Source organism: Flavobacterium sp. W22_SRS_FP1 (assembly GCF_052113685.1).
In the GTDB taxonomy this organism is placed as follows: Bacteria; Bacteroidota; Bacteroidia; order Flavobacteriales; family Flavobacteriaceae; genus Flavobacterium.
The window spans coordinates 46,568-67,037 of sequence record NZ_JBGQOE010000007.1 but is presented as its reverse complement, the minus strand read 5'-3'; the positions used below and the strand labels follow the sequence as shown (position 1 = coordinate 67,037).

At 35.3% G+C, this 20,470-nt stretch carries 16 protein-coding genes; 10 read left to right on the top strand and 6 right to left on the bottom strand.

The window, feature by feature from the left end:
* Positions 1-157: 157 nt before the first annotated feature.
* Together ACEN2H_RS06015 and purU are read left to right on the top strand one after the other, a co-directional pair.
* Positions 158-868 (top strand): DUF4197 domain-containing protein, encoded by a 711-nt coding sequence (locus ACEN2H_RS06015; protein ID WP_441731386.1) that lies wholly within the window; start codon positions 158-160, stop codon positions 866-868.
* A gap of 283 nt (positions 869-1,151) precedes the next feature.
* Entirely contained in the window at positions 1,152-2,006 is an 855-nt protein-coding gene (gene purU, locus ACEN2H_RS06010) for a formyltetrahydrofolate deformylase (protein WP_441731384.1), read from the top strand.
* 318 nt (positions 2,007-2,324) lie between these two features.
* Here purU and ACEN2H_RS06005 read toward each other — a convergent pair whose 3' ends face one another.
* The gene (locus ACEN2H_RS06005) at positions 2,325-3,110 is read right to left on the bottom strand and encodes an alpha/beta fold hydrolase (RefSeq protein WP_441731383.1); all 786 of its coding nucleotides are present in this window, start codon (positions 3,108-3,110) and stop codon (positions 2,325-2,327) included.
* Positions 3,111-3,214: 104 nt separating this feature from the next.
* Here ACEN2H_RS06005 and ACEN2H_RS06000 point away from each other — a divergent pair, with 104 nt between their 5' ends.
* Positions 3,215-3,361, top strand: coding sequence for a hypothetical protein (locus ACEN2H_RS06000; protein WP_441731381.1), 147 nt, complete (start codon positions 3,215-3,217; stop codon positions 3,359-3,361).
* On the opposite strand, the gene ACEN2H_RS05995 is transcribed toward ACEN2H_RS06000, so the two are convergent.
* From ACEN2H_RS05995 to prfA, 3 genes are all read right to left on the bottom strand, one after another.
* Positions 3,356-4,156, bottom strand: coding sequence for an ABC transporter substrate-binding protein (locus tag ACEN2H_RS05995; protein WP_441731379.1), 801 nt, complete (start codon positions 4,154-4,156; stop codon positions 3,356-3,358). The genes ACEN2H_RS06000 and ACEN2H_RS05995 overlap by 6 nt on opposite strands.
* Positions 4,157-4,373: 217 nt before the next feature.
* Complete coding sequence (gene pyrF, locus ACEN2H_RS05990; RefSeq protein WP_441731377.1) at positions 4,374-5,201, bottom strand: orotidine-5'-phosphate decarboxylase; 828 nt, start codon at positions 5,199-5,201, stop codon at positions 4,374-4,376.
* 212 nt (positions 5,202-5,413) lie between these two features.
* A complete protein-coding gene (gene prfA, locus ACEN2H_RS05985) occupies positions 5,414-6,490 on the bottom strand; it encodes a peptide chain release factor 1 (protein WP_441731376.1) in 1,077 nt (358 codons plus the stop codon).
* Between the two features lie 710 nt (positions 6,491-7,200).
* Between prfA and ACEN2H_RS05980 the strand changes: the two genes are divergently transcribed.
* From ACEN2H_RS05980 to ACEN2H_RS05965, 4 genes are all read left to right on the top strand, one after another.
* Positions 7,201-7,785: a fasciclin domain-containing protein gene (locus ACEN2H_RS05980; protein ID WP_441731374.1), complete on the top strand. Its 585-nt coding sequence runs from the start codon at positions 7,201-7,203 to the stop codon at positions 7,783-7,785.
* Between the two features lie 797 nt (positions 7,786-8,582).
* Entirely contained in the window at positions 8,583-9,998 is a 1,416-nt protein-coding gene (locus ACEN2H_RS05975; protein WP_441731372.1) for a carbon starvation CstA family protein, read from the top strand.
* Positions 9,999-10,376: 378 nt separating this feature from the next.
* Positions 10,377-12,689: a DNA topoisomerase 3 gene (locus ACEN2H_RS05970; protein WP_441731370.1), complete on the top strand. Its 2,313-nt coding sequence runs from the start codon at positions 10,377-10,379 to the stop codon at positions 12,687-12,689.
* A gap of 257 nt (positions 12,690-12,946) precedes the next feature.
* Positions 12,947-13,441 carry a DUF6265 family protein gene (locus ACEN2H_RS05965; protein WP_441731368.1) on the top strand — a complete coding sequence of 165 codons (495 nt, stop codon included), beginning with the start codon at positions 12,947-12,949 and terminating at the stop codon, positions 13,439-13,441.
* Positions 13,442-13,565: 124 nt separating this feature from the next.
* On the opposite strand, the gene ACEN2H_RS05960 is transcribed toward ACEN2H_RS05965, so the two are convergent.
* Positions 13,566-16,199: a valine--tRNA ligase gene (locus ACEN2H_RS05960; RefSeq protein ID WP_441731366.1), complete on the bottom strand. Its 2,634-nt coding sequence runs from the start codon at positions 16,197-16,199 to the stop codon at positions 13,566-13,568.
* Positions 16,200-16,418: 219 nt separating this feature from the next.
* Here ACEN2H_RS05960 and ACEN2H_RS05955 point away from each other — a divergent pair, with 219 nt between their 5' ends.
* Complete coding sequence (locus ACEN2H_RS05955; protein ID WP_441731364.1) at positions 16,419-16,808, top strand: DUF1573 domain-containing protein; 390 nt, start codon at positions 16,419-16,421, stop codon at positions 16,806-16,808.
* A 49-nt stretch (positions 16,809-16,857) separates the two neighbouring features.
* On the opposite strand, the gene ACEN2H_RS05950 is transcribed toward ACEN2H_RS05955, so the two are convergent.
* A complete protein-coding gene (locus tag ACEN2H_RS05950; protein WP_441731362.1) occupies positions 16,858-18,186 on the bottom strand; it encodes an aspartyl protease family protein in 1,329 nt (442 codons plus the stop codon).
* A 128-nt stretch (positions 18,187-18,314) separates the two neighbouring features.
* Between ACEN2H_RS05950 and ACEN2H_RS05945 the strand changes: the two genes are divergently transcribed.
* Together ACEN2H_RS05945 and folE are read left to right on the top strand one after the other, a co-directional pair.
* Positions 18,315-19,508 carry a pyridoxal phosphate-dependent aminotransferase gene (locus ACEN2H_RS05945; RefSeq protein WP_441731360.1) on the top strand — a complete coding sequence of 398 codons (1,194 nt, stop codon included), beginning with the start codon at positions 18,315-18,317 and terminating at the stop codon, positions 19,506-19,508.
* A gap of 255 nt (positions 19,509-19,763) precedes the next feature.
* Positions 19,764-20,435 (top strand): GTP cyclohydrolase I FolE, encoded by a 672-nt coding sequence (folE, locus tag ACEN2H_RS05940; protein ID WP_441731358.1) that lies wholly within the window; start codon positions 19,764-19,766, stop codon positions 20,433-20,435.
* Positions 20,436-20,470 lie beyond the last annotated feature (35 nt).

Below are 20,470 nucleotides of genomic sequence, written 5' to 3'. Positions count from 1 at the left end.
TTTTTAACGGGATTGATAAAGCGGACAGCGGGACTAGTCTGGATAAATGTAATAAAATATATGCTCCTGAAAATAAATGGCGCTATTTTTGGACTAAATGATTTTATTAAATCGAGACGTTCGGTAAAAGGCAAAACAATTATATATAACGATCACTATGAAAAAAATTTTAATTTTAACAGCAGTATTTTCTTTTTTTGGTTGCGCTGGTATGCAGCAGCTTGTGAATCAATTGCCACAAACCAACGGCTTAGGAAAGGTCGACATTTCGGGAGGCCTAAAAGAAGCGCTGAATAACGGAATTTCTAAACAGGTAACTAAATTGACCGCGACAGACGGCTTTTATAAGAATGAAGCCGTAAAAATTTTACTGCCTGAAGAGTTGAGAAAAGTAGACTCCCGACTGAGAAAAATTGGCCTTAGCTCATTGGCCGATGAAGGCCTTATGGTATTGAACCGCGCTGCCGAAGATGCCGTAAAAGAAGCAACTCCCATATTTGTCGATGCAGTAAGAAACATGAGCTTTGCCGACGCAAGTGGTATCCTGATGGGAAATGAGAGTTCAGCCACCACTTATTTGCAAAACAGCACTTCGACTGCCTTGTACGGAAAGTTTAATCCCGTGATTAAAAATTCATTCGATAAAGTAGGGGCCGACAAAGTCTGGACAAATATTATCACCAAATACAATAGTATTCCCTTTGTCAGTAAAGTAAACCCAGATTTAACTGATTATGTGACTAATCAGGCAATGAATGGCGTTTTTAAAATGATAGCGGTCGAAGAAAAAAATATTAGAACAGACCTCAGCTCCAGAACTTCTGGTTTGCTTAAGAGCGTTTTTGCCTTGCAGGACAAGAAATTGTAATTCCGGTAGCACTTCTTGTTTTATAATGGCGTATTTAAAAATCACCTCATTAGTAATTTGACTTTAAAATTGCTAATGAGGTGATTTTTTTATTTGTCTACTCCATGTGCCCAATTAATCCCTTGAGGGATTACACAAAAAAATACGCTTGCACGAAATATAAAACATGCTTTTTTTCTTTGTTTTTGAAAAATAGTTTTAGTTTTGAATTCTATTATAAACCTTAAATTACAAATAGCAAATTTAATACGATGCGCTTCCGCAATTCGAAAAAACCAGTACTATGCAGAAAATCACTCTCCTTATTCATTGCAAGGACCATAAAGGCATAATCGCTGCCGTGACTAATTTTATAGTAAAAGTAGAAGGAAACATTACCTACTTAGACCAGCATGTCGATGTAGAACAAAATGTGTTTTTTATGCGACTAGAAAGCGAACTGACGAATCCTTTAATTAGTTTAGAATCTATCAAATCTGATTTTCAGCAAAGCATCGCGCACGATTTCAACATGTCATGGGATTTATACAACAAAGAAGTAAAACCAAAAATGGCTTTGTTTGTTTCGAAATACAATCATTGCTTATATGACATCTTGGGACGATATAGGGCCGGTGAATTGAATGTGGAAATCCCTTTAATCATCAGCAATCATTCAGACTTAAAACCTATCGCCGACCAGTTTAACATTCCGTTTTACCATGTACCGTTCACCAAAGACAACAAAACCGAAGGAGAACAGCAACAAATCGAATTGTTGAAGAAACACGAAATCAACTTTATCGTATTGGCGCGTTATATGCAAATAATAACACCGCAACTTATTTCTCTCTATCAAAATAAAATTATCAATATTCACCACTCCTTTTTACCCGCATTTCCTGGAGCAAAACCCTATCATTCTGCCTTCAAAAGAGGAGTGAAAATTATAGGTGCTACAAGTCATTACGTTACAGCAGAATTAGACGAAGGACCAATTATCGAGCAAGATATTGCCCGAGTTTCCCATATAAATTCTGTAGAAGATTTTATTATGAAAGGAAGGGATCTAGAACGACTTGTTTTGGCAAGAGCCATAAAACTGCATGCGGACAGAAAACTGATGGTTTACTCAAATAAAACAGTTGTGTTTTATTAATAGAAAAACAGACTCTAATTGGGTAGTAATAAAACAATTTAATTCTAATTAAAAACGGACAATAATTGGACTATACTTTATAAAAAGTAGGGCATTAAACCAAATTATTTTACTTTAAACAGCTGAATTACAATGCCTAAAACACCGTGCCGAAGCATTAAAATTAAAAATCTTAACTTTTGTACAACAAACAAATAACAAACCCTTAACAGATACAAGCGAAGAAAAAGATGATCTTTGCAGAGTAATAAACTGGTTATTTATTATTTGGTTTTGGTTAGTTAAAGAACTGCCGGCATTTTAGGATGCCGGCATTTTTTATTGTGCTGTCATTATAAAAGAAAGAACTGCAGCATTAAAGACATTTGGCTGTTCCACATTTACAACATGTCCACAGTTTTGAATTACAACTAGTTTAGAAGATTTATAGTGATTCGCAACCACATTTCTAACTGATGGCAAGAACATATAATCTTCTTCTCCCATAACGTATAGTGTAGGTATGTTCAATTCTACCTGACGAAACCATTTAAGAACAGGGTTAATCTCAGCAGTGAGCTTAAACCATTTAATGAATTCTTTTTGATATAATTTTTTAGCCTCGTTTATAAAAAGCAAACGCGATTGTCTGTGACTTTTTTTAGGCATGATAACAAAGGCAAAGAGCTTGTATAAAATCAAATAAGGCAATACGTATTTGAACAGGTTGCCCAAACGCATCAATATCTGAGAGCGAAAATTCATTTTTAGGATAGCACCCCCAAGAATCATGCTTTGCACTCGATCTGGATACATCTCAGCCAATTGACGGATTAGGATTGTTCCCATCGAAATACCTACAAAATGAGATTTTTCAATTTTAAGAAAATCCAAAACTTCGTGAATATCGGTGGCTAAAGCCGAAAAAGTATATTTTTGTTTAAAGGCTGTTTTTAAGGTGGTTTTAGATTCACCATGCCCCCGTAAATCTAACAACAGTATATTATACTGTTTTTGAAAATCCCTGATTTGTTTAAACCAGATAGATGAACTACCTCCAGCGCCATGGACAAAAGTCACCCATTGGTCGGCATTCGAATTTTCGTATATAGTATAATTAATCACTTTTATTTGCAAAAATAGCACTTAAATTTTAAATTACAATCTTAACAAATTATAATATCCATTTTATAATTGCAAATCGTAAATTTGTAGAAAGTTTATAAATTATGATTGGTTTACTGAATGAGAAAAATGAAATTGAAAAACTCATACAAGAATATAAAAAATTAGCAGAAACAGCCTTCAAAGTTGACACTGACTCCGCAATAAAAACCCCAGAAGAAGAATTAATTCTCGAAGAGTGCCAATCATAGTTTTTTATGCAGCATTTTAAAATAATCAAATGCCTTTAGTAATCGGCTTCCATACCACGAAAACATTTCTCCATCTACTATTACAGTTTGTGCTTTATCCGTAAAATTACTGATTTCGTAGCCATCTTCTTTCTTAAAAGGAAATGGTTCTGAGGAAAGAAGAATCAAATCAGGATTTCCTTCTTGCTGTATTTTTTCGATTTGCACCGCGGGATACCGACCTTCGTTATCATAAATATTTTTAAAATGGTTGAGCTTCAATAATTCATTGATGAAGTTATCTGAACCTGCGACCATATAAGGATTTTTCCAAATAAAATAGGCAACCGTTTTCACAGGAACTTCTTTGATGAAATTTTTAAAATCGCTCAAGGCAAAAGCTAATTTATTGTTCCATTTTTGGGCTTCAGTTCTGCAGTTTAAAAGCTGACCAAAGTCAGATATCATTTGGAAGTTATCTTCAATCGTAATGATATTGGTCACCCAAACTGGGCATATTTCGCTTAGTTTCTCAACGATTTCCTTAGTATTTTCTTCTTTGTTGCAAATGATAAGGTCCGGTTCGAGCAAGCGGATCTTTTCGTAATGGACTTTTTTAGTTCCTCCGACCAGTTTTTTGGTCGATTTAAAATGATAAGGATGCACACAGAATTTGGTTATCCCTATTATTTTTGCTTCTTGACCTAAATCAAATAGCAATTCTGTTTGAGAAGGAACCAGCGAAATGATTCGTTTAGGTGAAGTTTCAAAAGTATGAGCAGTTCCGAGTTGGTCTATTAAGGTTTTTTGTTTCAAAATTAAAAGGTTTGAATTATTTATTGAAAAAGTTTAAAGTTTGACTGCAAATAACGCTGCGTTTTTGTTTAAAGTTTAACCACTAAGTTCGCAAAGTTATTTACAAAGGACACTAAATATTTGTTTCAAATTCAAAACGGTTAAAGTTTAAACGCAAAGACACAAACCATTTTTAATTATAATTCGCGTTTAAAATTTTAACGTACAATCGAAAACTTTAAACCTGAAACTTCAAACTAACAATTGTTAACATTTCTTGCTGCATTTTCAACGCTTCTTCCCTTGCCTTTTCGGCAAAATCAGTTCCTTTAGACGCATAAATGATTCCTCTTGAAGAATTGATCAGTAACCCTATGTTGTCATTCATACCGTACTTGCAAACTTCCGCAAGACTTCCTCCTTGCGCTCCAACTCCCGGAACTAATAAGAAACTATCCGTAACGATTTTACGGATTTCAGTGAAATATTCGGCTTTCGTAGCGCCAACCACATACATCAAATTTTCGCTGTTTTTCCAAGTCTTAGAAGTTTCTAGCACTTGTTTGTACAATTCTTTTCCATCGACTAGTAAAGTTTGGAAATCAAAAGCACCTTCATTTGACGTTAAAGCCAACATAATAGTATGTTTGTTTTCGAAGGCTAAGAAAGGTTCAACCGAATCTTTCCCCATATAAGGAGCCACGGTCACACTATCAAAGTTTAAGTCTTCAAAAAAAGCCTTGGCATACATCGAGGAAGTATTCCCAATATCACCACGCTTAGCATCTGCAATAGTAAAGATATCAGGATAATTATCGTTGATATAATTGATCGTTTTTTGCAAAGCCATCCATCCTCTGATTCCGTATGCTTCAAAAAAAGCTATATTCGGTTTATAGGCAACGCACAAATCGTGTGTGGCATCAATGATTGCTTTGTTGAATTCGAAAATTGGGTCTTCGAGTTCCAATAAATGTCCTGGTATTTTATCCAAATCAACATCCAGGCCTACGACCAAAAATGATTTCTTGATTTTGATTTGCTCAATTAGTTTTTGTGTAGTCATTGTTGTGTGTTTAACCGCAAAGTTCGCAAAGTTATTCGCAAAGATCACCAATTTTTATTTTTTTGTAGCCAATATCTAATGCCGTAAATCTTAATTGCTAAAAAAAATACCATGCTAAATAATTTAGTATGGTATCTTTTTCTTTATTGTATTTTCTTTACTCTCGCATCTATTTTCTTTGCTCTATATTCTATTCTCTTTATTCTTCTAACTTAATAAACCTCACTCGCTTCTTTCAGTTTCTCCATGTTGTTCACTAATGCTAGTTCATCAACAATTTTCTGAATATCACCATTCATGATATTTCCTAGATCGTAAAGCGTCAAACCAACTCTGTGATCTGTCACACGACCTTGAGCATAATTGTAAGTACGTATTTTATTAGAACGGTCACCAGAACTTACTTGAGATGTACGTTTAGTAGCATCTTCAGCTTGTTTTTTGGCTAATTCTTGTTCGTATAAACGAGAACGCAATACACCAAAAGCTTTGTCTTTATTCTTATGTTGTGATTTTTGATCCTGACATTGCGCTACTAAACCTGTTGGAATATGCGTTAAACGTACGGCTGATTTGGTAGTATTTACTGATTGCCCACCTGGTCCAGAAGAACAGAAAAAATCGACACGAACATCGTTCATATCAATTTGAACATCAAATTCCTCCGCTTCCGGAAGCACCATAACAGTCGCTGCCGAGGTGTGAACACGTCCTTGCGTTTCCGTTTGAGGAACACGCTGCACACGGTGAACACCTGCTTCAAACTTTAGGGTTCCATAAACATCTTCACCACTAACTTCAAAAATCACCTCTTTAAAACCACCAGAAGTTCCTTCATTCATATCAACAACAGAAGTTCTCCAACCTCTATTTTCACAATATTTGGTATACATACGAAACAAATCCCCTGCAAAAATACTTGCTTCATCCCCACCGGTACCGGCACGAATCTCCACCATCACATTTTTAGCATCTTCAGGATCTTTCGGGATCAACATGAATTTGATCTCTTCCTCAAGTTCCGGCAATCTTTCCTTTGCTTCTTCCAGTTGCATTTTGGCCATTTCGGTCATATCTGCATCACTGTTGTCGGCTATTATTTCGTTTGCTTCTTCAATATTAGCCATGATCATCACGTACTCATCGCGTTTTTCTGCTAATGCTTTCAAAGTTTTATACTCTTGATTCAATTGCACATAACGCTTCTGATCAGAGATCACATCCGGCTGGATAATCAAATCCGATATCTCATCGAAACGTTGTTTTACTATTTGAAGTCTATCTAACATAATCTTAATCCTTTATTTGGAGTGCAAAATTACGAAATTTTTGTTTAAAGTTTCCTATTTGCTGTTTCAAGTTTTTTAGAGCTAAACGGAGGTCCTTTTTTAGCAGAACTACGCAATTTTTTTATAAGCTATAACCTACCTACACACTTTATCTCTTCTTTTTCCTAAAGCAGCAAGAAACAAGAATAGGGCGATATCGAGGCTAAAATATTTTAACTAAAATAATACTATTTAGGGTTTTCTACAACTGATTAAAGCGGAAATAGCCACAAGTAATAGTTTAGTCAAGCTAATGCCCAGAAACAAGAAAAAAAAGTGACACCCTACAAAATTACGCACTTTCCTTTGAGCGGCATTACATAAGACATTTGGACTATGGAAATCGTTAGCAAATAATGTGAAAAATAATGCACACATATAAATGATCTATATCTGATTTCTCTTTCTCTGCTAATTATCTAGTTACCCTCAATAAAAAATTAGCATAAGACAACACAATCAGGAATAGTAACTATTTTGAGAATAATGAAAATATGTAGCCATTAACAAAAACTCAAAATTTCATAATATTTGTGCCAGCTAAAAAATCATCTGTATCAACTGCAATCTTAACAAAAACTTTGTTTAATTAATTGTTAAAAATCTTAGACAGTCGTTTTTTATACTGTACCTTTGGTTTTAACAAATCATTTAAACATAAATTATTGACTATGACATTAGCAAAAAAAATTAGCGCATTTGTATTATTAGGAATGATAACTATCTCTTGCGGACAAAAAAAAGAAGGAGAATCTACAGAAATGACTGACTCTACTGCAGTAGCGATGGATTCTGCAGCTGTAGTTGAAACACCAAACATTGTAGGAGTAGCGGCAGCAAATGCAGATTTCTCAACATTGGTTACTGCAGTAACAGCAGCGGAATTAGTTGAAACATTAAGTAGTGAGGGGCCTTTTACAGTTTTCGCACCTAATAACGCAGCATTTGCTAAACTTCCGGAAGGAACTGTAGAGACTTTGTTGAAACCTGAAAATTTAGACAAACTGAAAGCAGTATTGACGTATCATGTTGTAGCAGGTAAATTTGATGCAGCTACGGTTATTGATGCAATAAATAAAAACAACGGAAAATATACTGTAACAACTGTACAGGGTGGTACTATAGTTCTAAGCTTGACAGACGGAAAAGTGATTTTGACCGATGCAAATGGAGGAACTTCAACAGTAATTCTTGCTGACGTAGCGGCTTCTAACGGAGTTATTCATGCAATTGATACAGTGGTTATGCCAAAATAAGGTATTAATTCATCTTAATTTAAAAAAACCGTTGCAACGAACAGTGCAACGGTTTTTTTATGATTTTTTTTGATCAAGGTACAACAACTCCTTAAGGGCTGCTATTTTTCAAGCCACTTCCCTAACAGCAAGATAGTAATTACAAAATAATTGTCAACTAATTTTCCTTTATAAGACCTCCTACAGTTTTAGTATTTTTTTATATAACACAAAGTAAAGTCGAAGGATTTCATTATAGCTCTGTAAACTATTAATTATTGGCTATTTTGATTTCAATATACCTGGAAAGTCCATTTATCAGGTTTTCATGGAAGAAGTATTTTCCCAGATTTTCCTTTTTCGACCACGAATTTATTTCTGGCTCCACTTCATCTTCAAACCGCAATTCATGATGAAAAACTAATATTTGAGTTTAAAACTAAAAGGTTTAAAACAGAGTGAAATTTCCAAAAAACAGAGCTGACGGAAACCACGACAAACCACCCTCCTATTTTGTTAATTGACATAAAATAGGTTGCATGGATGACTAAAACACCCGAATTTGATTGCATCTAAGCAAACTCTTTGTCCGATTATAGCTTAAAACCGCCTTACTTTTACCTTTTTTATTATTATAAAACCCTAACCGTTATTATTTTAAGTCTTTATCTCTTCAATTGTAAGATAAAGTCCAATTTATTGATATGTTTCCCTAACTTGCCATAAATACGAATAATACAATTAATTCATCACTTCTTTGTAATTACAACGATGTATTTGAAAATTTAATTGCATTATTTATAATAAAAACAGGAAATATGATCACATTTATTACAGCAATAGTTTTATTGCTTTTAGGGTATCTTTTTTACGGGAAATTTGTTGACAAAACTTTCAATTCTGACCCGAACAAACCAACACCAGCAAATACGCTTACAGACGGTGTTGATTTCGTCCCAATGAATAGCAATAAAAATGCTTTCATTCAAATTCTGAATATTGCAGGTGTTGGCCCAATATTTGGTCCAATTCTGGGGGCATTGTATGGCCCGTCTGCTTTTATCTGGATCGTTTTAGGGTCTATATTTGCAGGTGGAGTTCATGATTACCTAACTGGCATGATATCTTTGAGATATGGCGGTGCTCATTTACCAGCTCTGGCTTCCAAATTTCTAGGAAAATCTTTTAGTCATGTTGTTAACTTTTTTACCGTTTTATTATTGCTTTTAGTGGGAACTGTTTTTGTTTCTGCCCCTGCTAAAATGATTAACGAGCTGATTGGAAATGACACCAGTGTCCTTACTATAGTTATCTTTTGTATATTCATCTATTATATCATCGCCACTGTTTTACCAATTGACAAAATCATTGGAAAAATTTACCCTGTGTTAGGTTTTTTACTTTTGGTAAGTGCAGTAGGAATTTGTTTCGGTATGTTTATGTATGGAAACCCAATACCTGAATTAACTTTAGAGAACTTACACCCAAAAGGGCTTCCTTATTATCCAGTTATATTTTTAACTATTTCTTGTGGAGCCCTATCAGGGTTTCACGCCACTCAATCGCCAATTATTTCTCGTACCATCAATAGCGAAAAAGATGGTAGAAAAATATTCTACGGAATGATGATTCTAGAAGCAGTTATAGCTATGATATGGGCAGCTGCAGCTATGAGTTTGATGAATGGCGAGGATCTTACTGTCCTTTTGGCAAATGGAGGTCCTGCTGCCGTAGTTAATAAAATAGCTCTTGTATTCTTAGGAACTGTTGGTGGTACTATTGCTGTTTTAGGTGTAATTGTATTGCCTATTACTTCTGGAGACACCTCTTTTAGAGCTGCAAGAATGATCATCGCTGATTATTTAAAAATAGACCAAAAACAATTAAAAAATCGTTTTATGGTTGCAATTCCTTTATTTGTTATTTCATATATTCTAACAAATATGGATTTCGGATTATTATGGAGATATTTTTCTTGGGCTAATCAAATCACTGCTGCTATAGCTTTGTGGATTGGAGCGGTTTATTTATACCAAAAGAAAACACATTATATAATTGCTTTGGCACCGGCTTTCTTTATTACGTCTGTGGTTTGTTCTTATCTTTTTTACGATCCTACAATTGGATTTGGTTTAGAGGTGATGACTGCAAATTTGATCGGACTCGCAATGACTATTGCCTTGACAGTATTCTTTTTTATAGTGATGAAAAATCGAAAAGAAATCATTGAATAGTATTTAATTTAGAAAATGGTTCGCAAACAAACTGAAATACAAAAAGCTACAACCTTTAAAAGTTGTAGCTTTTATATTAAATGGAAGTAGCCATGTCTAAAAACACCTGTTCGTAAGAAACGAGAGGCTTAGCTTGTGGCATCGCCTTAGCTCGATCGTTGCGATAGTCAGAAACATTATTTAGTTTTATAACCGCTGACTGCGAGCTACAAGTAAATAAAGAGTACGACGAACTTTGTCTTAATTCCTTTTTCAGCGGCATACCACTAATTATCGGCCATAGCCAAATAACTTAGGTTCGTTCATAACTCCTGAAGATTTCTTTTTAATACCAACTTCTAAATTCCTAATTTGCGGTTTCAAAATCAGTAGGATAAAATGAAAGTCTGTATTGCAGAGAAACCAAGTGTAGCCCGAGAAATCGCATCCGTTTTGGGAGCTAATACCAAACGCGATGGGTATTACGAAGGCAACGGTTATGCAGTTACCTATACTTTTGGGCATTTATGTACCTTAAAAGAACCTAACGATTACAAATCGTATTGGAAAAGCTGGGATTTGAATAACCTGCCCATGCTTCCTGAAAAATTTGAAACCAAAGTCGTGGAGAATGCGGGTATCCAAAAACAGTTTAAAATCATAAAAAGTTTATTTGATCAGGCCGAATTGGTCATCAACTGCGGGGATGCGGGACAAGAAGGAGAGCTCATCCAGCGCTGGGTCATGAATGAAGCCAATTATAAAGGTGAGGTAAAACGGTTATGGATTTCATCCTTGACCACCGAAGCCATAAAGGAAGGTTTTGATAACTTAAAACCGTCCGCCAACTACGATAATTTATACTACGCAGGTTTTTCCAGAGCCATTGGCGACTGGTTGCTCGGTATGAATGCAACTCGCTTGTACACAGTAAAACATGGCGGATACAAACAAGTCTTGTCTATTGGTCGCGTGCAAACCCCAACCCTAGCCATGGTGGTGGATCGATTTAAAGAAATTGAAAATTTTAAACCGCAGCCCTATTGGGAGTTGCAAACCTTATATCGAGAGACGCTTTTCAGCTACGAGGAAGGACGCTTTTTGAAAAAGCAAGACGGTGAACTTTTGGCTAATAAAGTCAAGGAAAGTGATTTTGAAATTATTTCTATAGAAAGAAAAAATGGCAATGAGTTTGCTCCCAAGCTATTTGATTTAACGGGCTTACAGGTGTATTGCAATACCAAGTTTGGGTTTTCGGCGGATGAAACGCTTAAAATTGTACAAACCCTGTACGAACAAAAAGTAGTGACCTACCCTAGGGTCGACACGACTTTTTTACCAAACGATGTCTACCCAAAAGTACATGGCATTCTGGAAAAATTAACCAATTATGCTCCTTTGACAGAACCTCTTTTAGGGAAAAAGATTAAAAAATCGAGCAAAGTTTTCAACGATAAAAAGGTAACCGATCACCACGCCATAATTCCAACTGGGATTCAAAGCAATTTACAATACAATCAGCAACAAGTATATGATATTATTGTAAAGCGCTTTATCGCAGTGTTTTATGAAGATTGCCTGGTAGCCAATACTACAGTAATGGGGAAAGCAGCCGATGTAGCCTTCAAAACTACCGGAAAAGAAATCCTAAAAAAAGGATGGCGTATCGTTTTTGAGAACCCAAACGCAAAAGAAAAGGAAAAGGAAGCTGACATATTGCCAAGCTTTGTGAAAGGCGAAAGAGGACCACATGAACCGTCGTTTTTAGAAAAAGAAACGAAGCCTCCCAATCAGTTTACGGAAGCCACCTTACTGCGGGCCATGGAAACCGCGGGCAAACAGGTGGATGATGAAGATTTACGCGAATTGATGAAAGAAAACGGTATTGGACGTCCATCAACGCGAGCCAATATTATTGAAACTCTTTTTAAACGCCAATACATCCTAAGAAACAAAAAACAAGTTTTGCCGACACCTACGGGTATTCAATTGATTGACACCATCCAAAATGACATGGTAAAATCAGCAGAGCTTACAGGGTCCTGGGAAAAGCAGTTGAAAGATATAGAAAAAGGGACATTTACTGCCGCCGCCTTTATTAATAATATGAAACTTATGGTAGATGCTTTAGTGTATGAAGTTCGAAGCGAAACCAAACGAGCCAATATTTCACATTCTGGAACCGCTGAGAAACAACTTGCTCCAATTAAGAAAAAGAAAACCTCAGGAATTACGGCTGAAATCTGCCCTAAATGCAAAAAAGCCACGCTTCTAAAAGGGAAATCGGCTTATGGATGTGCCGATTATAGAGCAGGTTGCGATTTTGTACTCCCCTTTACTTTTGCGGAGAAAAAAATATCGGAGAACCAATACCTGCGATTACTTCAAAAAGGCTCTACGGTCAATCTAAAAGACTTTAAAACAGATAAAGGGAGTGTGGAGGGCTTGCTTCGCTTTGACGAAAAATTCAAGCTTAAATTAGAAGCTAAGAAAACAGCTTCTCCATCAACCGAAAATAAAGAAATATCGAATGCATTGACCTGCCCGAAATGTCAAAAAGGGACAGTTATGAAAGGAAATACCGCTTACGGTTGCAGCAGCTATAAATCAGGCTGTGATTTCAAAGTACCTTTTGATCTGGTTCGCGCTAAACTAAAAGACAAAAAACCCACCAAAGAAATGGTTCATGCCATTTTGAAAGAAAGCTTTTAGGGATTATTTTTAATTTTCTATCTACAGCTTTTTTTTTAAGAAACAACCAATCTAAATAAAAGTCACTGTCAACGATATTGTTTTATATACAGCCAACTATGCTCATAACGAATAATTTCAGTGTCCTGTCGAAAGTAATATGGCTGAACACAATCACAACCCTAGCCGATTTAGACTTTTCAAGGTTAAGAATGAAAACTACTCAATTTTTCACTAATTTTGTACGGAATAATAGAACAACCCAATTTCAAAATAGCATGTATAAAAAAATTACGTTTCTGCTTCTGATAACAATACTTGTCTCTTGCAAAAATGCAGATGCCGATGATTCTGATAAGAATGAAAAAGATAAAATCAGAACAGCTCATTGGCTCATAGGTACATGGGAGTTTAAATCAACAGATGGTATTCTCACCGAAAAATGGAAAAAGATGAATGACAGTACTTATCAGGGCGAATCTTACTTCATAAAAGGTACAGACACCTTGCATTTTGAAACAATAACTCTTCAACAAAAAGAAGAAGATTTAAGCTACCTCACTAACATAAAGGGCCAGAACAACAACGAATCAATTTCTTTTGCTCTTACCGAAACAACTGCAAAATCATTGGTTTTTGAAAATCAAAAACATGATTATCCAAAAAAAATTATTTACAATCACCTCTCAAAAGATAGTTTAGTAACTGAAATTTCAGGTTTACAATCTGGAAAGCCAAGTTCCGAAAAATACCTCATGAAAAGAATAAAGTAAACCCTTTTCTTCATTTTCAACAAAGACAGCCTTACTAAAATCAAGTTGAACTGCATCCAAAAGATAAGATCCTTTGGCGGCAGTTCAAAATGAGATTTTTAAATTTTAAAAAAGAACCAGATTTCTATTTCAATCCGGCCAAGCTCTGAACGATGGTAGCGATCTTAGCCAAGGCATCAGCCTCTTTTTGCCTTTCGTTTGCTAACACTTTCTCTGGTGCTCCAGCAACAAATTTTTCGTTTGCTAATTTAGACTGTACTGATTTTAAAAATCCTTTGGTATAATTCAGCTCCGTTGTCAGTTTTGCAACTTCTTCTTCTACATTTATATTCCCAGCAATTGGGATAAAATATTCATTAGAATTCACACGGTAAGACAAGGCACCATCTACTTTCTCAGAAACATATTCTAACGAAGTCAGGTTGGCCAATTTGGTTACCACTGAATCAAAATAAGTAGACGTTTTTTCGTTATTAATTACTTTTAATTCGATGGCGTCTTTAAAAGGAATATTCTTGTCTTTACGGATTGTACGAATTCCAGAAATTACTTCCATAGTGCTTTCGAAATCGGTAATTAAAGTGCTATTAAATGTTGTTAACTCTGGCCAAGTAGAAACGATTAAGGCTTCTTCTTTAGTTCTTGGCGCCAATATTTGCCAAATTTCCTCTGTCAAAAAAGGCATAAAAGGATGCAATACTTTCAGGTTATTTTCCAGCATTTCTATCGCTTTCGCAAAAGTTACACTATCAATCGGCTGCTGGTATGCCGGTTTTATCATCTCTAGAAACCAAGAACAGAAGTCATCCCAAACTAATTTGTAGGTGCCCATCAAAGCTTCTGAAATTCTATATTTCTCGAAATTATCTTCGATTTCCAATAAGGTTTGTTGCAATTTCGCCTCATACCATTCAATCGCCACTTTAGAAGATTCCGGTTGTGGAATCGTATCCGAAACTTCCCATCCTTTAATCAATTTGAAGGCATTCCATATTTTGTTTGTAAATCCTTTTCCTTGGTTACATAACTCTTCATCAAACATAATGTCGTTACCTGCAGAAGCACTTAATAGCAATCCTACACGAACTCCATCGGCACCAAATTTCTCGATCAAATCTAAAGGATCTGGCGAATTACCTAATGATTTAGACATTTTACGTCTTTGTTTGTCACGAACTAAACCAGTCAGATACACATTTGTAAAAGGTTTTTTACCTGTATATTCATATCCTGCAATAATCATTCTCGCTACCCAGAAAAACAAAATATCTGGACCCGTTACTAAATCATTCGTAGGATAATAATATTTAAAATCTTCACTTTCCGGATCCATTATTCCGCCAAAAACAGACATTGGCCAAAGCCAAGAAGAAAACCAAGTATCTAAAGCATCAACATCTTGTCTTAAGTCAGCAGTGAGAAGTGAAGGGTTTACAGTTTTGGCTTGAGCCAAGACTAAAGCTTCTTCGATAGATTCAGCAACCACGAAATCTTCTTTACCGTCACCGTAGAAATAAGCAGGGATTTGCTGTCCCCACCACAATTGACGGGAAATATTCCAGTCGCGAATATTGTTTAACCAATGTGCGTATGTGTTTTCAAAACGTTTAGGATGTAATTTAATTTCGCCATCAACCAATACGGATTGAATTGCTGGTTTTACTAAATCCTCCATTTTTAAGAACCACTGATCTGATAATCTTGGTTCAATAACTGCCTTTGTTCTTTCAGAAGTTCCTACTTTATTCAGATGTATTTCTGTTTTTGCCAAAGCGCCAATTGTCTCTAATTCTTTTGCAATTTCTTCGCGAACCACAAAACGATCCTTTCCTTGGTAATGCAAACCAAAACTATTCATCGTTGCATCTTCGTTGAAGATATCAATAATTTCAAGATTATGCTTTTCTCCAAGAGCTTTGTCATTCATGTCATGCGCAGGAGTCACCTTTAAACATCCGGTACCGAATTCAATATCAACATATTCATCTTCAACAATTGGAATCACTCTTCCGCAAATAGGCACTATCGCTTTTTTTCCTTTCAAATGAGCAAAACGTTCGTCATTCGGATTAATACAAATAGCCGAATCTCCAAAAATAGTTTCAGGACGCGTCGTTGCAATTGTCAAGAAATCTTCAGTTCCTTCGATTTTATATTGAATGTAATATAATTTCCCTTGTCTTTCTTCGAAAATTACTTCTTCGTCAGATAAAGTAGTTTTAGCCTCGGGATCCCAGTTTACCATTCGGTACCCACGATAAATCAAACCTTTATTATATAAATCTACGAAAGAACGAATTACAGAAGCGGACATGTCTGGATCCATAGTAAACTTAGTCCGTTCCCAGTCGCAAGAAGCGCCCAATTTCTTAAGTTGTTCAAGGATTACACCGCCATATTTATCCGTCCAATCCCACGCATGGGAAAGAAACTCTTCGCGAGACAAATCATTTTTATTGATTCCTTCCGACTTTAGTTTTGCAACAACTTTAGCTTCTGTAGCAATAGATGCGTGGTCTGTACCAGGAACCCAGCACGCATTGAACCCCTTTAGACGTGCTCTCCTGATCAAAACATCTTGAATCGTATTGTTCAGCATATGCCCCATATGCAAGACTCCTGTAACATTAGGGGGAGGAATTACAATAGTATATGGTGTTCTATGGTCTGGTTCAGAATGGAAATAATTATTTTCCATCCAGTACTCATACCATTTATTTTCAATGTTCTTCGCGTCAAATTGTGCAGGAATTGTCATGTTATAGTGGATTCAATTAATCTTTTAATTCGATTGTTTCTTATATCAGTTTTATGTATCTCCAAATTAACAAATAACCCTTTTGAACTTTGGTCTAATTTTTGTAATTTAAGTACGGAACAAAAGTAAATAATTAAGCACACTATAAAAAGAGAAATAAAAATTTGTGCTTTAATTAAAAGAAAGTAACTTTACTTTAATAAATATAAAAATATTCTGATGAAAAAAATAGTAACATTAATCATAGTTGCATTGTTCAGCAGTATTGGATTTGCTCAACACGGGGCCAAAATAGAATTCAAAACTGAAAACAACACTATAGATTATGGAACCATAAAAAAAGGGAATGATACTGGTATCCGTGTATTTGAATTTAAGAATACTGGTGACGCCACTTTAGTTATATTCGCTATTCAGTCTACCAGCAACGTCACAATTATGTCTAAATCCAAAGATTCTATTTTACCTGGTCAAACATCTAAAATTGAAGTTAAATACAATTTGGTTCTAGGTCCTATCAGAAAAACGATTACTGTAGAGTCTAATGCGGTTAATTATGATGGCGGAAGAGTCCCTTTGAAAATTAAAGGCGAAGTAGTTGCCAATTAATTTAAAAATTAAGAAGCTGCTTTACATAATTCTCACCGAGCTTTTTTTATCATAGTATGTCTCTGAGTTGAAATCTGAATTTAAGAACTTGACTATTCCTTTCAATTTCCATAGTGATCCATTTTTCATCATTTGAACGTAAAAGCTCATTTAATTTTTGTAATGAAAATTCATAGGCTTTCATACCATTAACCGTTTTTATTATATCTCCTTTTTGTAAACCGCTGTTTTTTCCAGGTGAATTTTTTCGAATATTAGCTATTTCATAAATAGGTTTTAATTCAAATTTATACTTAAAATCGGAAGGTGGTTTATCAGCACTTGCGGGCATATTATCTACCACTATAGGAACAGTCTGAAGAGCAACTGTCTCCTGTACCCATTGCATCCCCGAGTGCATTATTTCGATTCCACTTTTGTTGTAAAGGAAAGGATCAGAAAAGCTTTTGTTTCTCCGTAAAAACAGACTCTCGTTTGTATAGTCGAAAACAATAGAAAACCTTTTTAAAATCTCACCCCCCACTGAACCCAACCGATCAGAAACCATACTGACATGTCTCAAAGAAGTAGAATCCGGAAAGGCAGCAATGGGATTTTTAAATACAAAATCTGAAATTTCGAATTCAGAGATCCGAGCCCTTTTTCCCATCACGTCACCACTAAAACCTCTGCCAAGATAGTCTTCGAAGTTTTTTTTGGGAATACTTATGTTTTTAGTGCTGTTATCAAAAAGCCATATCGCATCACTGTTTCCAACGTCGACTAGTAGTTTTGCAGGAATTTTAACAGAATCTATAACCAGCATGCTATTAATATAAGGTTTCCCTTTTTCTATAGAAATTGCCACTTTATGATATTTTCTTTCTATCCTCCTTCTGTTTCTATTATTCTCTTTATAAAAAAACACCCGCTTTTTATCGTAGTTTATTTCTACTAAATTATTTTTAAAAAAAGAATACCCTATAATTCCGTTTACAGGAATTCCGACATGGGATGACATATTAAAATTCTGGTCTAAAATAATATACAACAAATGACTCCAAGATCTCATTCCTTCAACCTCAATCAAGTTTCCTTCAGATTTCAAACCTTCAACAGCCTCTTCGCTTCCAAGGCCCCGCAGGCTAACTTTCTCTATGTTTTTAAGACTGACTTCCTCTTTATCCTCTAAACTGAACAAAATAGCCTCCTGTACTCCTGAGTCTAATAAAAAGGTAAGCTCTACTCCATTAACATTTAAAGGAATGAACACCAAATTATTAATAAATTGAAAAGGGATACTCACTTTATTACCACCATTTTTAAATTGAAATCCATCTTGAGCAGAAATGGAGAAGCTATACATGAGTAGAACAAAAAATATAGCGATTTTATTCATAGCACATTGTTTGCATAAATTTACTCAAAATATCAAAGAAAAATACACATTTAACAATAAATAGGGACGTTAGCAGCATTAAATACGAAAAAAAAATCGCAAATTTGCAATTCAACAATAATACTATCATGCCAAAAATATCGAACAAGGGGCAAAAAATGCCTGAATCTCCAATACGTAAATTAGTCCCGTACTCTGAAATAGCTAAGAAAAAAGGAAATAAAGTGTACCATCTGAACATTGGTCAACCAGATATAAAAACACCCGAAGTGGCTATGAATGCTGTAAAAAATTTCAATATTGAAGTATTGGAGTACAGCCATTCAGCTGGTTTTGAAAGTTACAGAACAAAATTATCTCAATTCTATAAAAGCCAAGGTCTACCTATTGATGTTGAAGATATAATCATTAGTACTGGTGGATCTGAAGCATTGCTTTTTGCAATGGGAAGCACAATGGATCACGGAGATGAGATTATTATTCCTGAACCTTTTTATGCAAATTATAATGGTTTTTCCACTGCGTCTGGAGTTACGGTTGTTCCTGTCATCTCATCTATTGACACTGGGTTTGCACTACCGCCCATAGCTGATTTTGAGAAATTAATTACGCCAAAGACCAAAGCAATCCTTATTTGTAACCCAGGAAACCCAACGGGTTATCTGTATTCAAAAGAGGAGATTATGCAACTGGCTGAATTAGTTAAGAAACATGATTTATTTTTAATCGCAGATGAGGTATACAGAGAGTTCACCTATGATGGAGACATCCATTATTCAGTGATGAATATCCCTGGACTAGAAGAAAATGCAATCATGATTGACTCCGTATCAAAAAGATACAGTATGTGCGGCGCAAGAATTGGCTGTATTGTTTCAAAAAACAAAGAGTTAATGTCTACGGCTATGAAATTTGCTCAAGCTCGATTGAGTCCACCAACTTTTGCCCAAGTGGCTAGTGAAGCAGCTCTAGACACTCCTCAAAGTTACTTTGATGACGTAATATCAGAATATAGAGAACGAAGAGACACCCTGATAACTGAATTAAACAAGATTGACGGTGTAAAGGTAGCTACTCCAAAAGGAGCTTTTTACTGTATAGCAGAACTTCCAATAGAAAACGCAGATGACTTTGCAAGATGGTTACTAGAAAGCTACGATCTTGACGGAGAAACAGTGATGGTAGCGCCTGCAGCAGGCTTTTATTCTACTCCCGGAGTAGGAATGAACCAAGTTCGAATAGCTTATGTCTTAAAGAAAGAAGACTTAGTTAAAGCGGTGCATATTCTTAAAGCGGCAATTACAACTTATAATTCTAAATAATTTAGCCAGTCATAAAGAACAAATATAAAATGTCAATAAATGCAGACGCAACTGACAGTTATTTGTTAAACGACAATAATAGAAAAGGCAATAACCAATAATGTTATTGCCTTTTTTTAATTAAATCAAAACGGTTTCCTTTGACGGCCAAATAAAAAAGGTCTTGATTAAATATTAAAAGCTATCGAAACTATTTAGTTTTTATTAATTATCTTTACCGACTAAAAATACACACACATATAATAGTAGCTTTTAATGAAACAAGATGAAGAAATTCATGACGAAATAGGAGAAAATCATATTAGTTCATGCGCAACAAACCCTGTAAGAGATGATGCTTTTGCAATTAGCGACGACGAAAAAATTGAAAAAATAAAAAAAGATGTTGAAAGCATCCTATTGACACTAGGAATGGATTTGACAGATGACAGCTTAAAAGGCACACCAAATCGAGTTGCCAAAATGTTTGTAAAAGAAATTTTTGGAGGGTTAAATCCTGCAAAAAAACCAAAAGCTTCTACATTTGATAATAATTATAAGTACGGTGAAATGTTAGTTGAAAAAAACATCATCGTCTACTCTACTTGCGAACACCATCTTTTACCTATTATAGGCCGAGCGCACGTTGGATATATTTCTAACGGTAGAGTAATTGGACTTTCAAAAATGAATCGTATTGTAGAATACTACGCTAAAAGACCACAGGTCCAAGAGCGACTGACCATGCAAATTGTTCAAGAATTACAAAGAGCATTAGGAACTGACGATGTTGCCTGTGTGATCGATGCTAAGCACCTTTGTGTAAATTCAAGGGGAATTAGTGATATCGAAAGCAGTACTGTAACCTCTGAATTTGGTGGGAAATTTAAAGATCCTCAAGCCCGTAGAGAGTTTATAGATTACATCAAATTAGAAACAAAATTCTAGAAAGCTTATTTTGTTAAAATACAATCTCATAGCCC

Coding starts and splice junctions, on each gene's coding strand:
- pyrF (WP_441731377.1), bottom strand. CDS start 5,201: ATGACTACACAAAAACTAATTGAGCAAATCAAAATCAAGAAATCATTT.
- prfA (WP_441731376.1), bottom strand. CDS start 6,490: ATGTTAGATAGACTTCAAATAGTAAAACAACGTTTCGATGAGATATCG.
- ACEN2H_RS05955 (WP_441731364.1), top strand. CDS start 16,419: ATGAAAAAAATAGTAACATTAATCATAGTTGCATTGTTCAGCAGTATT.
- ACEN2H_RS06015 (WP_441731386.1), top strand. CDS start 158: ATGAAAAAAATTTTAATTTTAACAGCAGTATTTTCTTTTTTTGGTTGC.
- ACEN2H_RS05950 (WP_441731362.1), bottom strand. CDS start 18,186: ATGAATAAAATCGCTATATTTTTTGTTCTACTCATGTATAGCTTCTCC.
- ACEN2H_RS05980 (WP_441731374.1), top strand. CDS start 7,201: ATGACATTAGCAAAAAAAATTAGCGCATTTGTATTATTAGGAATGATA.
- ACEN2H_RS05965 (WP_441731368.1), top strand. CDS start 12,947: ATGTATAAAAAAATTACGTTTCTGCTTCTGATAACAATACTTGTCTCT.
- ACEN2H_RS06000 (WP_441731381.1), top strand. CDS start 3,215: ATGATTGGTTTACTGAATGAGAAAAATGAAATTGAAAAACTCATACAA.
- folE (WP_441731358.1), top strand. CDS start 19,764: ATGAAACAAGATGAAGAAATTCATGACGAAATAGGAGAAAATCATATT.
- ACEN2H_RS05975 (WP_441731372.1), top strand. CDS start 8,583: ATGATCACATTTATTACAGCAATAGTTTTATTGCTTTTAGGGTATCTT.
- ACEN2H_RS05970 (WP_441731370.1), top strand. CDS start 10,377: ATGAAAGTCTGTATTGCAGAGAAACCAAGTGTAGCCCGAGAAATCGCA.
- ACEN2H_RS05945 (WP_441731360.1), top strand. CDS start 18,315: ATGCCAAAAATATCGAACAAGGGGCAAAAAATGCCTGAATCTCCAATA.
- ACEN2H_RS05960 (WP_441731366.1), bottom strand. CDS start 16,199: ATGACAATTCCTGCACAATTTGACGCGAAGAACATTGAAAATAAATGG.
- purU (WP_441731384.1), top strand. CDS start 1,152: ATGCAGAAAATCACTCTCCTTATTCATTGCAAGGACCATAAAGGCATA.